The 15368-nt window shown below is 58.6% G+C and carries 13 protein-coding genes; 8 read left to right on the top strand and 5 right to left on the bottom strand.

Annotated features, from left to right (window positions below; all coding sequences use genetic code 11):
* Window positions 1-24: 24 nt before the first annotated feature.
* From BM229_RS04505 to BM229_RS04485, 5 genes are read right to left on the bottom strand one after another with little or no spacing between them, the layout of a single operon-like run.
* Window positions 25-996 (bottom strand): 5-oxoprolinase subunit C family protein, encoded by a 972-nt coding sequence (locus tag BM229_RS04505; RefSeq protein WP_093926457.1) that lies wholly within the window; start codon window positions 994-996, stop codon window positions 25-27.
* A complete protein-coding gene (locus BM229_RS04500; protein WP_093926456.1) occupies window positions 986-1861 on the bottom strand; it encodes a 5-oxoprolinase subunit B family protein in 876 nt (291 codons plus the stop codon). Before BM229_RS04500 ends, BM229_RS04505 begins: the two co-directional genes overlap by 11 nt.
* A gap of 16 nt (window positions 1862-1877) precedes the next feature.
* Window positions 1878-3245, bottom strand: coding sequence for an acetyl-CoA carboxylase biotin carboxylase subunit (locus BM229_RS04495; protein ID WP_093926455.1), 1368 nt, complete (start codon window positions 3243-3245; stop codon window positions 1878-1880).
* A 3-nt stretch (window positions 3246-3248) separates the two neighbouring features.
* Window positions 3249-3485, bottom strand: a complete 237-nt coding sequence (locus BM229_RS04490; protein WP_093926454.1) for an acetyl-CoA carboxylase — start codon at window positions 3483-3485, stop codon at window positions 3249-3251.
* Between the two features lie 26 nt (window positions 3486-3511).
* Window positions 3512-4294, bottom strand: coding sequence for a 5-oxoprolinase subunit PxpA (locus BM229_RS04485; protein WP_093926453.1), 783 nt, complete (start codon window positions 4292-4294; stop codon window positions 3512-3514).
* Between the two features lie 121 nt (window positions 4295-4415).
* Here BM229_RS04485 and BM229_RS04480 point away from each other — a divergent pair, with 121 nt between their 5' ends.
* The 8 genes from BM229_RS04480 to BM229_RS18300 all read left to right on the top strand — a co-directional run bounded on the left by BM229_RS04480 (window position 4416) and on the right by BM229_RS18300 (window position 15361).
* On the top strand, window positions 4416-5318 hold the full coding sequence (locus BM229_RS04480) for a LysR family transcriptional regulator (protein WP_093926452.1): 903 nt from the start codon (window positions 4416-4418) through the stop codon (window positions 5316-5318).
* A gap of 107 nt (window positions 5319-5425) precedes the next feature.
* Window positions 5426-6340, top strand: coding sequence for an AEC family transporter (locus BM229_RS04475; protein WP_093926451.1), 915 nt, complete (start codon window positions 5426-5428; stop codon window positions 6338-6340).
* 124 nt (window positions 6341-6464) lie between these two features.
* Entirely contained in the window at window positions 6465-6788 is a 324-nt protein-coding gene (locus BM229_RS04470) for a cupin domain-containing protein (RefSeq protein ID WP_093926450.1), read from the top strand.
* A gap of 109 nt (window positions 6789-6897) precedes the next feature.
* Window positions 6898-7863, top strand: a complete 966-nt coding sequence (locus BM229_RS04465) for an AraC-like ligand-binding domain-containing protein (RefSeq protein ID WP_093926449.1) — start codon at window positions 6898-6900, stop codon at window positions 7861-7863.
* A gap of 102 nt (window positions 7864-7965) precedes the next feature.
* Window positions 7966-9993 carry a hydantoinase/oxoprolinase family protein gene (locus BM229_RS04460; protein ID WP_093926448.1) on the top strand — a complete coding sequence of 676 codons (2028 nt, stop codon included), beginning with the start codon at window positions 7966-7968 and terminating at the stop codon, window positions 9991-9993.
* A gap of 3 nt (window positions 9994-9996) precedes the next feature.
* Window positions 9997-11958, top strand: coding sequence for a hydantoinase B/oxoprolinase family protein (locus tag BM229_RS04455; RefSeq protein ID WP_093926447.1), 1962 nt, complete (start codon window positions 9997-9999; stop codon window positions 11956-11958).
* Between the two features lie 759 nt (window positions 11959-12717).
* A complete protein-coding gene (locus BM229_RS04450; protein ID WP_093926446.1) occupies window positions 12718-13377 on the top strand; it encodes a TetR/AcrR family transcriptional regulator in 660 nt (219 codons plus the stop codon).
* Window positions 13378-13753: 376 nt separating this feature from the next.
* The gene (locus BM229_RS18300; protein WP_208604023.1) at window positions 13754-15361 is read left to right on the top strand and encodes an ABC transporter substrate-binding protein; all 1608 of its coding nucleotides are present in this window, start codon (window positions 13754-13756) and stop codon (window positions 15359-15361) included.
* Window positions 15362-15368 lie beyond the last annotated feature (7 nt).

Below are 15368 nucleotides of genomic sequence, written 5' to 3'. Positions count from 1 at the left end.
CTAGCCGAGGTGTGCACGCCTGGGCTAGCCGAGGTGTGCACGCACCGCTGCGAGCATCTTCTTGCGGTCGCTGCGCGCTTTCAGCGCCTCGTCCATGCCCACCTTGCGGAACTTAACCGGTGTATGCGGTTGCAACTGTCCGATCAGGTCCATGTCGGCCGAGATGATCGCGCCCAAAGTGAAATATCCGCCCCCCGACACCGCATCTCGGTGCAGAACGATCGGCTCCAACCCACCTGGCACCTGAATGGAGCCGTAGGAATAACAGCCGTCGACAATGTTGGACGGATCGGCCCCGGCCCCGAAAGGCTGTTCACGACCGACAAACTCAAGCGGTTTGCCTCCCTTGAAACGGTATCCCATCCGGTCCGCCTCAAGTGCGACAGTCCAGTCATCGTCAAAGAACCCCTCTTGCGCGGCAGGGGTCAGGCGGTGCCAATAAAGGCCGGGCAGCACCCGCAGTTCGGCGGGGTTGTCCGGCAGGCGGCGCAACTCCTTAGGAACATTCAGACCCGGTTCGATCATCTCCGCTTCGCCCAACGGGATCACGTCTCCGGCCTGTACATTGCGACCTTCGATACCGCCGAGTGCGCCGATTGGGTAGGTGGAGCGGCTACCAAGGGCAGGGGGGGTATCGATCCCGCCGCTGATTGCGATATAGGCCCGCGCCCCGGATTTGAGGAAATCGAACTTCAGCGTCTGACCGGCTTTGACCTCAAAGGCGGTCCAGCCCTCCTGCGGTTTGCCATCGACCTTGGCAGGCAAATCCGCCCCGGTCACGGCAACGAGCGCGTCCTTTTCAAAGACGATCTCGGGCCCCATGAACACCACTTCGAGCCCCGCAGCCCCTTCGGGGTTGCCGACCAGCATGTTGGCCACGCGCAGCGCGAAACGGTCCATTGCGCCACCAATCGGAATGCCAAGGTGGAAATAGCCCGGACGGCCCAAATCCTGAATTGAGGTTGAGAGGCCCGGTTGAATGACTTTAAGCGACATTGAGCGCCTCCATCAGTTTGGCGTTGGTGCCGGGCATATCCGCGTTAAAGGCTTCCAGATCGAAATCGACCTCAGCGATGCGCGGCACATAGGTATCGGCCTCCACCTCGCCGAGAATGCGGTCATATTCCTCTCGGTCGATCGGCTTCCATTTCACGATGTCGCCCGGTTTGAAAAACACCATGAAGTCGCGCAGGTAGCTTTGCTTTTGCTCGGGATCGAAGATCGGCATCGGCGTCACCCCAAACATCTGGTAACCGCCAGCCCCCCGCACCGAATAGACGCAAGAGAAACAGCCGCCATAGCCCACGGTCTGCTTGGGCGTATCTGTGCGCGGGCGCAGGTATTTGGGCACCTGCAACTGTTTGTCACGCTCAACAAGTTGATAGAGAAACGGCAGGCCAGCAACGAAGCCCACCATCGACACAAACCACGGCTGCGCGTGATGCGCCTCGATAAAGGCTTTGGCGCTGTCAAACCCGTTGATCCGCGCGGCATAGTCGAGATCGGTGCCCGACGGGTCTTGATGGCGCTCACGGAACCGCATCAGGGTCTCGTGCGTCCAAGGGTCTTGGTAATAGACGGGGATTTCAATGATCCGCGTCTTCAGCCGTTTTTCTGCATCCCCGGCCTTATGCTCAAGCTCCTGCACCTTTTTCAGCATCGCTTTGGGCGCGATCACATCAGGGTCAAAGCGGACCTGAAAGGAGGCGTTCGCCGGGCAAATTTCCGTGACGCCCTCGATCTTGGCCTCGCGCACCGCGTTGCTCATCGATAGGGACTTAAAGAACGCGTCAAGCGACATTTCATCGTCCATCTCGACGTAGATATGTTCGTCGCCGCCGTAGGTATAGCGTGTTTTCACGAGTTGCCTCCTGTGGTTAGGGGGTTGGTTTGAGATTGCCCGCCGCCAGCCAAGGCTCGAGCCATTGCGTATGGAAATCGTCCGCCCGCACCGCAGGGTCATGCGCCAAAGCAAGGTGCAGCGGTTTGGTGGTTTTCAGCCCGCCAATCTCTAGCCCCTCAAGCGCGGTGATCATCAGCGCGATCGCGGCGTCACGATCTTTGCCATGGACGATCAGCTTGCCCAAAAGGGAGTCGTAAAACGGCGGCACCTGATAGCCTTCGTAGAGGAAGTGATCAAAGCGGATGCCGTCACCTTCGGGCAGCTTCAGGCTGCTGACCTGACCGGGGAAGGGGAGGAACTGCATCATCGGGTCTTCGGCATTGAGCCGCACCTCGATCGCATGGCCGCTGCGGGTGATGTCTTCTTGAGACTGACGCAGTTTCCCACCGCCGGCGACATGGATCATTTCTTGCACCAGATCCGTGCCCGTCAGCATTTCCGTTACCGGATGTTCCACCTGAATGCGGGTGTTCATCTCGATAAAGAAGAATTCTTTGGTTGCGCTGTCGTAAAGATACTCCAATGTCCCCGCACCAACGTAGCCGACGGCCTTGGCCAATGACACGGCGGTATCGCATAGGTGCTGGCGGGTGGCCTCGTCCAGACAAGCGGCCCCGGCTTCTTCCCAGACTTTCTGGCGGCGGCGCTGCATTGAGCATTCGCGCTCAAAATAATGAACCGCATCGGTGCCGTCGCCCATGATTTGCACTTCGATATGGCGCGGTAACTGGATCGCCCGTTCAAGGTAAAGCCCACCATCGCCAAAGGCCGCTTTCGCTTCGGCCTGCGCCTGCGGGGCCATCTTGCGCAGATCGGCCTCGTTGTCGGCAATGCGGATTCCCTTGCCACCGCCCCCGGCGGCGGCCTTGATCATCACCGGATACCCCAAACCTGCAGCAACTGACACGGCGTCATCTACCGTCTCAAGACGCCCTTTCGAGCCGGGCACGACAGGTACGCCCGCCGCCTCGGCAGCCTGCCTTGCCGCCACCTTGTCGCCCATACGATCAATCGTGTCCGCCGAAGGGCCGACAAACGTAATGCCAGCCTCCTCCAGCGCGCGGACAAAGGCCGCATTCTCGGCCATGAAACCATATCCGGGGTGAACCGCATCCGCTTGGGTTGCCTTGGCCGCCGCGACCACGGCCTCTACGTTCAGATACGATTGCGCGGCCTGTGCGGGGCCGATGCAGACGGCCTCATCCGCCTGCCGGACGGCCAACATGTCCGCATCGGCTTCGGAATGGGCCTGAATGGTGTGAATGCCCATTGACTTGGCAGCGCGGATGATCCGCACGGCGATTTCACCTCGGTTGGCAATCAGCAAGCGTTTGATAGCCATGTATCAGTCCTCGATTTCTGCCAACGGTGCGCCCGCGCCAATCGCCGCCCCATCGTCGATCAGGTAGCTTTTGAAGGTTCCCGAGGTCTCTGCCTTCACGTCGATGAAGGTCTTCATGACTTCGATCAGACCGACGGTATCGCCTGCCGCGACCGCGTCGCCGGGTTGCTTGTATAGCGGCTCACCCGGTGCAGATTGGGTGTAGAATGTGCCGGGAACGGGGGAAAGAACCTGTGTCATGTTGGTCTCCTGCTAGAGTGATGTACTTAAAGGGTTTTCGCGACTTCAGCGGCGCTGGCGATGCGTATGCCTGCGTCAAGCAGGCCCGCACGGATGGCTTGGCCCATAGCCAGCGCACCGGGCGTGTCGGAATGAAAACAGATCGAGTCGAACGGGATTTCAACCTCATCGCCCTCGACGGTGGTGACCATGCCGGTCTTGCATGCCTTAACGCATTTCTCAGCAATCTGTTGTGGATCGGGCCGCCCGACCTGCCGGGTAAAGACGATTGAACCGGAATTGCCGTAGTCCCGATCTGCATAGAACTCGCGGATGACGGGGTGGCCCGCCCGTTTGGCGGCGGCATAGGTCTTTGAGACGCTCATGCAAAACAGCAGCGCGTCGGGGCTGGTGGCCTGTAGTGTATCAACCAGCATCTGCGATAGTTCTTCATTCACAGCAGCTTCCATATAAAGCGCACCGTGAAGCTTTATGTGCTGCAAGGGTGCGCCATGGCGGCGACCAAATTCGCGGATCGCGCCAATCTGATAGACGATGTCATTGATCAACTCTGCCGCATCGGTCTTTATGTAGCGCCGCCCGAAGCCCTGAAGATCCGCATAGCCCGGGTGCGCGCCCAGCCCAACGCCATGCGCCTGAGCCAATTTGACGACACGGTCCATTGAGTTGGGGTCGCCGGCATGGAAACCCGCTGCGATATTGGCGGAACTGATGATCTGCATGATCTCTTCGTCCGGCGCATCGCCCAGCACCCACTGGCCAAATCCTTCGCCCATGTCACAATTTAGATCGACGGCCTCTTTCATCATCACACCTCCACTGGTCTGGACCTATGATGGCAGCTTGATACAAAATTGATATTTCTTTTTTTCATTGTTGCATTATTGGATTTTTAGATAATTCTTGGTGCTGCGGATCAGGGGGTAGAGGTTGAATTTTAAGCACTTGAAGTATTTTGTGGCGACCGCTGAGACCGGACAGGTCAGCCGGGCGGCAAAATTGCTTTCGATTTCTCAATCTGCGGTTACGGGGTCGGTCCGCGATCTTGAGGCGCTTTTGGCCGTTACCCTATTTCAACGCCGCGCTCAGGGTATGGAGTTGACGGATGCGGGGCGGGAGTTCCTGCCGGTGGCGCGGGACATTCTGGAAAAGGTCGATGCAGCCCACCAAATTCACCGTGGCACCTCTGACATTACCGGCAGCTTGACCATCGCAGCGACCTATACGGTCCTTGGATATTTCCTGCCGTTCCATCTGGGGCGGTTGGCGCAGCTTTACCCCGGTATCGACATTCGCATCGTCGAATTGAACCGCCAGAGCATTGAGGAACAACTGCTGCGCGGTCAGATCGACATGGCCGTCGCCCTGACCTCGAACATCCACCGCGACGGGATCGAGACGCTGACTTTGCTGAAATCCCCAAGGCGGTTGTGGGTCCCGGCGGGGCATCGGTTTTGCGACGGCGGGGCAGTGTCGTTGCATAGCATTGCCAAAGAGCCATACGTCATGCTGACCGTGGACGAAGCCGCGCATTCCTCAATGAAATACTGGAACAGCAACAACGCGCACCCGAGCATCAAGTTGCGCACGTCTTCGGTGGAGGCGGTGCGTTCGCTGGTGGCGAACGGTCAGGGGGTCACGATCCTGTCGGATATGGTCTACCGGCCTTGGTCACTGGAAGGACGACGGATCGAAACGGTGGTGACAGATGTGGAAATTCCCACGATGGATGTCGGGCTGGCCGTCAATCGGTCCATACCGTTGACGCCCGCCAAACAAGCGCTGAAGTCGTATTTCACCTCTGCCTTCCTATCTCCCAAGTTGCAATTTTAGGCGCAACAGTCTTGTACCGCTCTCGGACTTTAACCATAGAGTTGCGCCATGAATTCCCGAACCAACGCATGTGAGAGTATCGTGTCAAAGCTGACGAGCGCCCTGTTGTGATCGCTGGTCTGGGCCTGATCGCACCCTTCTTTATCTACATTCTCGCAGGTGTTGTGGCCCAGCTTTTGCTGCGGCACGGGGCGAAACAGCAGCGCTGGCTGGATGCTTTCATCTTCTACCTCGCGCTGCCAGCGCTGCTATTTCAATCGGTGCGGGTGGTGCCGCCGGGCGCGGCCAGTCTCTTGGGCTTTCTGGCCGTGACCACCGCGATGACCGGGCTGATGTTCCTGATCGGCTGGCTGATCGGGCGCGGCAACAAGACCGGGGACCATGCGGCAGTCTTCGGCCTTGCGGCGAGCTATTCCAACATTGGCTACATGGGGCCTGCACTGACGGTCGCCGTGCTTGGCCCCGCGGCGGGGGCGCCCGCGGCTTTCGTGTTCTGCGCCGATGTCTTGCTGATCTTTACCATTTGGCCCGCTATGATCGGCGAAGGGCGGCGCGGCTTTGCCCGTTTGACTCAATCCCTGCGCAAAGTTGTGACCCATCCGTTCATCCTTGCCACGCTGACCGCACTCGTCTTTGCGCGCACGGGCTGGGTGCTGCCGACCTTCCTCGACACGCCTCTCACCGGATTTCAAAACGCCGCCGCCCCCGCAGCGCTGTTTTCGCTGGGCCTCACATTGGCCCGCAATCGCGGGGGCGCCATGGGCGCGCGGCTTGGCGCCTGCCTTGGGGTGAAGCTTATCTTGCATCCTCTGGCGGTGGCCTTGGCCTTCACGGTCTTCTCTGGGTTCGATCCAATCTGGGTTGCGACCGCGATCATCATGGGCGCTTTGCCCCCGGCGGCGAATGTCTATGTGATGGCGCGTGCAGAGGGGATTAGCGTGCCGCTTTCCGCACGCACCGTTCTTTACGGCACCGCCTTTTCCGCGATTTCACTGCCCTTGGTGATATCGCTCGTCGGCTGACCCTTTGGCGGCGAATTCACCGCGCTGCGCCAAATCATTCGACGGATGGCCTGAGAATGGCTAGCATTGCCCTTGATAGGGGTGCAGCATGCTGCGCCGATCTAGGATGAGGAGGGGGTGAAGGATGTGCAACGCCGGTGAGCGAGGCACCGCGGTTTCGGCCGTTTTAATCGAGAACCCGCGCACCCGCGTCACTCGCTGGAGTTTTTCGGGGCGCGGCGACAATACCGGCTGGCACCGCCACGAATACGATTATCTGGTTGTGCCCATCCAGAACGGGGCGCTGGAAATCCGCGATGCGAAGGGGGTCCTCAGCCGATCGGAACTGAAGGTCGGGGTGCCCTATTTCCGCAAGCGCGGTGTTGAGCATGATGTGCTGAACGGGAACGACGGGGAGTTTGCCTTTATCGAGGTTGAGTTCCTCGAAAATGCCGCCCGCCAAAACTGATCCAAATTTTTGTGCGCAAATCACCTATTTCGCGCGTTGGTTCTGGATAGAGTTTACCGAAGGGTTTGAGGTCCGCGGTTTCACGCAAAGCGTTGGACGGGAGTAAGGAATGTTAGTTTCAACCGATAATAGCGGAGCGACCGACAAGAGCGCGATATGGTCCCGGACAATCTCTGAGACCTATTTTCCGCTGTCGGTACAGTGCCACGATCCGCAGGCGTTCAACGGGTCGCTCAGGTCGTGGGGGCTGGGCATTCTGGGGCTGTCAGAGATGCACTGCGACGCCGTCATGTACCGCCGCCACAAAAGCCACTTTGCCGAAGAAAAGGACAGCAGCCTGCTTATCACGATCCCTCACGCAGGGGATGTGCTCTTTGAGCAGTCATCGCGCGAGACCCGCTGCGCGCCTGGCAGTTTCTTGGTGGAGCAGGGGGACATGCCTTATGAATTCTCCCATGCGCGGCGCAACAAGCTTTGGGTGCTCAAAGTCCCGACCGCCAGCGTGCAGTCCCGATTGGGGCCGACTGAGCGTCTCAGCGCGCTGACCTTTGACGCGACATCGGGTGTCGGGTCATTTTTCGTGGGGGCGGTGCGTAACACCATCGACAGTATCGAAGTCATCAACGACGCCGCGCGCGAATTGGCAGGCCAGCACCTGCTTGACCTTCTTTGCCTGTCGATGCGCAGCGATGATCGTATTCTGGACAGTTCCGTTTCCACCATCCGCGCTGCACATTTGCAACGCGCAGAGCAATTCATCCGCGACAACCTCGCAAACCCAAAGCTGACCCCGATGCTGGTGGCGGAATCCTGCGGGATTTCGCGACGCTACCTGCAAGGTCTGTTTGCCGAGAACGACTGTTCGGTCGCGGGCTATATCCGCGACAAGCGACTGACCCGATGTTACGAGACGCTCACGATGGGCCATGACAGTTCGACGATGGCACAGATCGCCCACAAATGGGGTTTCTACGACCACGCGCAGTTCTGCAAACACTACCGCAGCCGTTTTGGCTGCACGCCAACAGCAACCCGCAAAAAAGCCCGGACGGAGGCGGAGCACCGCCCCGACTGACCAAGCAACACCCATTCAACGAAACCAAATGACTGAGCCCTCGCGGCGCAGAACAATGCCGGTCGGCCATCCGACAGGCGTGCAACAAGTTAGGAACAGCAAATGACCAAGACGAGAGTGGCGGTAGACGTCGGAGGGACCTTTACCGATGTATGCATCATGGACGAGGAAAGCGGTCAAATTCGCATCGAAAAGACCCCCTCGACACCTGATGACCCGATGCGCGCGATCATGACAGGCGTGTCGGATGCTCAGGTCGACCTTTCGGATGTCACCATGTTTTCGCATGGCACAACGGTGGCCACCAATGCGCTGATTACCCGCAAACTCCCACGCGCCGCGATGGTGTGCACCGAAGGCTTCCGCGACGTTGTGGAAATCCGGCGCTCGAACAAAGAAGACCTTTGGGACACCTACAAGGACGTGGCCAAACCCTACATCCCCCGCCGCGACCGGTTGACCGTCAAAGAACGCATCGACGCAAGCGGCAAGATAATCCGAGAGTTGGACGAAGAGGACGCCCGCCGCGTCGCTGCCGTGCTCAAGAAGCGCGACGTCAAAGCAATCGCGGTCTGCTTCATCAACTCCTACGTCAATGGCGAGAACGAGGTTCGCATGCGCGAAATCCTTCGCGAGGTGATGCCGGACGTGCATATCTCGATCTCATCCGAGGTGATGCCTGAGATTTTCGAACACGAGCGGTTCTCGACCACAATGGTCAACGCGGTCGTCTCGCCCGTGGTGGTCGACTACGTGTCACGTCTCAGCGACAAGCTGGAGGAGGGCGGCTACAAACGTGATTTGTTGCTGCTGCACACCGGGGGTGGCGTGATGACCCCCGCGAGCGTGAAGGATTTTGCCGCCCGCTTGGCCGGGTCTGGCATCGCGGCGGGGGCCATCGCCAGCCGCTTTATCGGCAATCTTTGCGGCTATGAGAACTCCATCGGGTTCGACATGGGCGGCACCAGCACCGATGTATCGCTGACGTACCGGGGGGAATCCACGGTCACCAAGGATTGGTATATCGAATACGGCTACCCGATCCGCTTTCCGAGCATCGAGGTGCTGACCATCGGCGCGGGCGGCGGATCGCTGGCGTGGAAAGACGAGGGCGGATCGTTGCGCAACGGCCCCCAATCTGCCGGGGCGCATCCCGGACCGGCCTGTTATTCCAACGGCAATGAGGTCGCCACGAACAGCGACGCCAATGTCGTCCTTGGCCGCCTAGGCCACAGCCTCGCGGGGGGGGACATCACGCTCGACCCCGACCTCGCGGAAAAGGCGGTGCGCGAAACGGTGGCGGAGCCCTTTGGGATGGAGTTGCACGCGGCGGCTGAGGCCATCATCGATGTGGCCAATGCCAATATGGCCAACGCCGTGCGCCTGCTGTCGATCAGCCGCGGCCACGACCCGCGCGATTTCGCCTTGGTCGCCTTCGGGGGGGCCGGTGCGCTGCACGGTGCGGCGGTCGCCCGCGAGTTGTCGATCCCGATTGTCATCGTGCCGCCCAACCCCGGTGTCACCTCCGCAATGGGGTGCCTGCTGGTCGATATCCAGCATGACTTCTCGGACAGTTTCATGGCCGATGCCGCCAGCACGACGCCCGAAGACCTCGAAGCCGCCTTTGCCCGGATCGAGAAAGAGGCCGTCGAGCGGTTGCGCCACGAGGGCGTATCGCCGGACAACACGGTTTTGCAGCGTACGGTCGAGATGATGTATCAAGGTCAGTGGCGCTCGCTGGCGGTGTTGGCACCGTCAAAGATCACCAGCACCGAAGACCTCGTGAACGGATTTCACGCCGAACATGAGCGGGAATACAATTTCCGGCGCGAAGATTCCCCCGTCAGCATTTTTCGCGCCGGGGTCAAGGCCACCGGCGTGGTGCAAAAGGCCGAATTGCCGTCCTTCAACGTGGTCAAACACACGCCCGAACCTGCTGGGCACCGCGCCGTCTGGTTCAAAGGCGAGGCCTGCGAGGCTGCCGTTTATGACCGGTCGAAAATGAAGGCTGGGGCCGAGTTCAGCGGCCCCGCCATCGTTGAGCAAGTCGATTCCACTGTGGTCATACCGCCCAAGGCAAAGGCGTCGGTCGATCAATACATGAACATTCTCATTCGCGTGAAGGATTGAACCATGAACACCCTATCCAGACCCGACCTTGATCCGGTCACCTTCGAAGTTCTGAAAAACTCTTTCATCACCTCTGTCGACCAGATGGCAGAGCAAATGCTGCGCACCTGTTATTCCTTTGTGATCTACAACCGTGACTTCTCGAACGGGTTGCATGATGCTCAAGGCAACTGCGTGGCGCAGGGCAACTCGGATATCGCGGTGCATGTGGGCACGCTGCATTACACCTGCAAGGATGTGATCCGCGCCTTTGAGGGCGATATGTACCCCGGCGATGTCTATGCGATCAACGATCCCTACGCGGGGGGCACGCACTTTAGCGATGTGCGCCTGATCCGCCCGATCTTTGACGAAGAAACCCTGATCGGCTTCTCGCAGTCCAACGGGCATTGGTCTGACCTTGGCGGCTCGGTGCCCGGATCGTTCAACGTCACGGCCCATGAGATGTTTGGCGAGGCCGTGCGGATCACGCCGATCCGGCTGTTCCGCAAGGGTAAGTTCTGCGCCGACGTAGCCAATATGATTGCGGCCAACACGCGCGATCCAGCCTCTATCATCGGTGACATCCACTCGCAGGCGCAGGCCACGCAGGTCGCTGAACGCGAACTTCAACGCCTTGTTGGAAAATACGGGCGCGATCAGGTGACCCAAGGCATGGAAGAGGTTCAGGACTATGTCGAGCGCGCCGTGCGCCAGCGCATCTCGGACCTGCCCGACGGCACATGGGAGGCCGTGGATTACATCGATCGCGACCCCGGAGCAGGCGAGGGGATGATCCCGATCCACATCAAGATGACGATCAAAGGCGATGAAATCATTTATGATTTCGAGGGTAGTCACCCCACGATCTCGTCGATCTACAACTCCGCGCATGGGGCGACATTCTCGGCCGTGGTGGCGGGGATGAAGACCTTTTTTCCTGACTTGCCGCTCAACAGCGGGTTCTACCGAATGGTCGAGATCAAAGCGCCCAAGAACAGCGTGGTAAGCGCCGAATGGCCCGTTGCCGTCACCGGCTTCCTGATGCCGTTTGAGAAGATCATGAACGCGATTTTCGAGATGTGGTCCCAGATCATGCCAGAACGCGCGATCGCCTGTGCCTTTAACCTTGAATACCTACTTGCCGGGGGCAACGACCTGCGCAAGCCTGAAAAGCCGATCTACATGTTCTACGAATGGCTCCCCGGCGGCTGGGGCGGGCGCAACGGCAAGGACGGCAGCGATGTCACCACCGCATGTTTCGGCACTGGTTTGATGTCGCAGCCTTCAGAGGGCAACGAGCGGGTAAACCCGACGCGGGCGGATGAATTCCAGATCAAGCAGGACAGCCCCGGCCCCGGCAAATGGCGCGGCGGTGCGGGCGTTATCAAGGCCTCGACTCTGCTGGAGGCAGACAACACCGTGATGTCCTATATCTGCGACCGGGAACGGGCCGTTGTTTGGGGCGTTGAAGGCGGCCTGCCGTCCATGCCCCACGGTCTGATGGTTGAACACGCAGAGACCGGCGAACAGAACTGGCTGGGATCCGTCTTCTCCAACTACAAGATCAAGAGCGGTGACAGGTTTACCCGACCCACGGCAGGCGGTGGTGGATACGGCGATCCGATGGAGCGCGACCCAGAGCGGGTGCGTCATGATGTGATTGACGAATATGTCTCGGTCGAGCGGGCAAAGATCGACTATGGCGTGGTCATCAAGGTAAATGACGCCGATATGCTGGACTATGAAATCGACGTCGAGGCAACCGGGAAGGCCCGGGCGCATATCCGCGAAAACCGCAAGGCTTGGGCGCGGATGGACCCCGAAGAGGTTTCGCGCCTGTACCGCAATGGCGAGATCAACGAGATGGACGCGGTGCGGCAATACGCGGTGATCCTTGACTGGGGCAGCGGCGAGGTGATGCCCAAATCGACACAGCAGTTCCGCGAGAGCTTCGAGCGACGGTCCGTCGCACATTGGAGCTGAGGCAGGCGGTTCGGCAGGTTTTTCCTGCCGGACCAAGCTTACCTCTGAAACAGATGACTTATGATCGTCGCGATGAGAGGGCTTATGGCCAGTGCCACAAACCGTACTCATACAATATTCGAAATTTTACCCATTTTGATGTGAGCTACATGTATTTAAGAGACTGAAATATAAAGGTTTCGACTGAATTCAAAATCCCCCGCCGCGAGGCATGCCGGTTCGAGTCCGACCTTGGGTACCACCTTGTATTCACGAGGTTTTCCGCGAAATTTTCGATGTCAGTACTGAAGAGATTTGGGGGTGCCTCCTACACGGGACGCCCACATATATCACACCGACTGCCGCATCTGCGCCTTGCGCGACATCTCATTACGATGTGCATTCTTGCGGTGTTTTGCTATCACTTCAAGGTACTGACCAGTGATAGAACGGGGCTCAGTATCAGAGCATCTGGCTTCAGCCGACTTAACGCTTGTGTGTTTTTGTAATCCCAGATGTGGGCATATCGAGTATTGCGGCGGCCGTCTTTGTCTGTGACCGCAATCGGAGATCAGAAATTGGGTTCGATCATTTCTTTAGGGCAGAAAAATCAACAAACTCAGCGGCAGCTAAAATCTGAGACCCTGGGCTTTGAGATTGGGAGCAAGAGTTAATCTGAAGTAAGGGGGGCAAGAACTCTTGTGAATAATGTAGTACGTTTTGGTTTAACGTCTTAGCCTTTCAAGCAGTGGGTATTCGATAAACAAAAAGCGAGACGCAATGGACCAAGAAATGCACGTGGCACGCCGAGCTGGGATCCGAGAGCCACAGCGGCAGCGAGGTATTGCGCGGTTTCAGCAACTCCTTGACGCCACAGAGGTTATTTTGACCGAAGCGCCCGACAGCGACATAAGCCTTGCCGTCGTGGCAGAGGCGGCGGGCGTCCCTTTACCCTCGATCTATCACTTCTTCCCCAACAAAGACGCGATCCTTGTTGCTTTGGCGCAGCGCTATCATCAGGCGCTTTCCGCACTCGCACAAAAGCCGTTGGACCCGCCCCCCGGCTCTTGGCAGGAGATCATCCGCCGCCGACAGATGGACGGGGCCGCGTACCTCAATCGCCATCCTGCCGCGCTGCGGCTTTTCATGGGGGCGGGAGTAAGTGCCGAAGTGCGCACTTTGGATTTGCAAGGCAATGCCTCCCTTTCAGCGATCCGCACGGCAGAGTTCAGGCGGTGGTTCGACTTCTCTGCCGTGCCAGATCTTGAGCACCGCATTGGGCTGTCGATCGGGATCATGGATGGCATCTGGGCTATCTCGTGGTCACAGCATCGCTGCATCACCGAAGGCTATCTGACCGAAAGCATTCGTGCATCGACCTGTTACTTGCGCTGCTTCTTGCCAGAGATTCTGCCAGCGCGCGAGCCAATCGAGAAATAACAAAACTTTCTATCACTAACTTGCTAAGTGTTTCGCAACGGTTAAACGCTGAGCGGTTTACTCCACACTATGATTTTATACGCTTTGATGCCACTGGGCACGATGATTCAGCTTTATTTGAGCTGTTCCAGAACAGCGAGCTATAGGCGATTTGCTGACCATCAATACCCTCTATGCAGCCAAAAATTCCCTCGCTAACCTGATCTCTATGGCACAGCGGGCCAGCTAATAAATCGCACCGATCACAGTCATTTTCCAGACGGCCGACGGGCAAATTGGCGGTCACCTGCCCGAAAGGGCATGGCAAATCAGTCCTGCCCGAACCATCGACCTCACAGAATGCTGGGGCGGGGAAACAAGCAAAGGGGACTATGGTATGAATACGACTTCATCTTTCAAGACCACGGCACGGCGGCGGGGCACTGCCCTGCTTTTTGGCACGACCAGCGCGTTGATGTTCGGCTCTGCGGTGGCAGCGCAGGATACGCTCGTCGTGGGCCGCTCCATGGACGTCAACTCGCTTGATCCGTCGCGGGCCTTCTGTGACACCTGCCAAATATATCTCACGGCCGTCTATGAACCGCTGATCACACTCGGTGCAGACAATAAGACACTTGAGCCAAAACTTGCGGCAAGTTGGGAGCACAACGAGAATTTCACTGAGTTCACCTTCAACCTAAACCCCGAGGCCGTCTTTTCCGATGGCAGCCCAGTTGAAGCTTCCGACGTGGTCTGGACTTTCGAGCGGCTGCGCAACCTTAAAGGGTCGCCCTCCTTCTTGATGGATGGCACGCAGTCCATTGAAGCGGTTGATGCCCATACCGTGAAAGTAACGGTAGACGCGCCCAACTCCGAATTTCTCAATAAGGTTTCCGCCCCCTACACAGGTATCCTGAACACCGAAGCCGCGATGGCGGGCGGGGCGCTGGCGGATGAAACTGCGGCGACTGCCGATGGAGCCGAAGGTTGGTTCTTGGAGAATTCGGTCGGCAGTGGGCCATTCGTTCTGGTCAACTACGCCCCCGAAGACGAGCTGCGTCTGTCGCGCAATGACAGCTACTATGGCACCGCCCCCGCCTTTGCCGAGGTGGTGATCACGCAGATGCAGGATTCCGTCATTCAGGCGCAGGCGCTGGAAACGGGCTCAGTCGATATTGCCATGCAGATTGACGCAGATACGGCCAAATCCCTCGATACCCCGGACGTGGTGACTGAGATTATCCCTTCCTTCAACTTCGTCTACTTCGCTTTCATGCCGGGCTCTACCGCGATGAAGGACAAGCTGACCCCTCAGGTGCGCGAGGCGCTGACCTACGCAGTCGACTATGACGGGATGATCGAATTCACCGTCGGCGGCAACGGTAACAAGATTGCAGCACCCATTCCCAACGGCTTTCCGGGCACCCAGAACCTTGAGCCGCGCGCGCAAGATGTGGAAAAAGCCAAGTCGATGCTGGCAGAGGCGGGCATGGACAGCGGGCTTGAGATGGTTGCCGTTTATCCCAACGACAACGTCTACGGCGTTGACCTCAACGTGATGATGCAAAAGCTGCAACAGGACTTCGCGCAGGTGGGGGTTGAGGTCACGCTCAAACCGGTGACCTATCCGGTCTGGCGCGAAGAGATGGCCGCCGGTACGGCTGACCTTACAGCGGTTTATTACGCACCTGACTACTACGGATCAGGCCAATATGCAGCCTATTTCGGGATGACCGAAGGCTCCACTTGGGTCAGCCGAGCGGGCTACCAATCGCCTGAGACGGTGCTGAACGAGAAAGAGGGCGAAATCTACGCGCAGGCGCTGGCCGCGTCGGGTGAAGAGGCCGCTGCGAAGTATGAGGAGCTGGGCCGAGAGTTGATGGCAGATAACGTCATCATTCCGCTGGTCAGCCCCAACCTTGTGCTCGCCCACCGCGCTGACATCGACGGGGTTCGCTACAGCGCCTGCTGTAACCTGCCGCTCGCCGAAATCTCGCGCAAGTAAAGGGGCA

Origin of the sequence: Sulfitobacter dubius, assembly GCF_900113435.1 — a bacterium.
In the GTDB taxonomy this organism is placed as follows: domain Bacteria; phylum Pseudomonadota; class Alphaproteobacteria; order Rhodobacterales; family Rhodobacteraceae; genus Sulfitobacter; species Sulfitobacter dubius.
This window is presented reverse-complemented; position numbering and strand designations above follow the sequence as displayed.

Coding starts and splice junctions, on each gene's coding strand:
- BM229_RS04505 (WP_093926457.1), bottom strand. CDS start 996: ATGTCGCTTAAAGTCATTCAACCGGGCCTCTCAACCTCAATTCAGGAT.
- BM229_RS04495 (WP_093926455.1), bottom strand. CDS start 3,245: ATGGCTATCAAACGCTTGCTGATTGCCAACCGAGGTGAAATCGCCGTG.
- BM229_RS04490 (WP_093926454.1), bottom strand. CDS start 3,485: ATGACACAGGTTCTTTCCCCCGTTCCCGGCACATTCTACACCCAATCT.
- BM229_RS04485 (WP_093926453.1), bottom strand. CDS start 4,294: ATGATGAAAGAGGCCGTCGATCTAAATTGTGACATGGGCGAAGGATTT.
- BM229_RS04470 (WP_093926450.1), top strand. CDS start 6,465: ATGTGCAACGCCGGTGAGCGAGGCACCGCGGTTTCGGCCGTTTTAATC.
- BM229_RS04465 (WP_093926449.1), top strand. CDS start 6,898: ATGTTAGTTTCAACCGATAATAGCGGAGCGACCGACAAGAGCGCGATA.
- BM229_RS04460 (WP_093926448.1), top strand. CDS start 7,966: ATGACCAAGACGAGAGTGGCGGTAGACGTCGGAGGGACCTTTACCGAT.
- BM229_RS04455 (WP_093926447.1), top strand. CDS start 9,997: ATGAACACCCTATCCAGACCCGACCTTGATCCGGTCACCTTCGAAGTT.
- BM229_RS04450 (WP_093926446.1), top strand. CDS start 12,718: ATGGACCAAGAAATGCACGTGGCACGCCGAGCTGGGATCCGAGAGCCA.
- BM229_RS18300 (WP_208604023.1), top strand. CDS start 13,754: ATGAATACGACTTCATCTTTCAAGACCACGGCACGGCGGCGGGGCACT.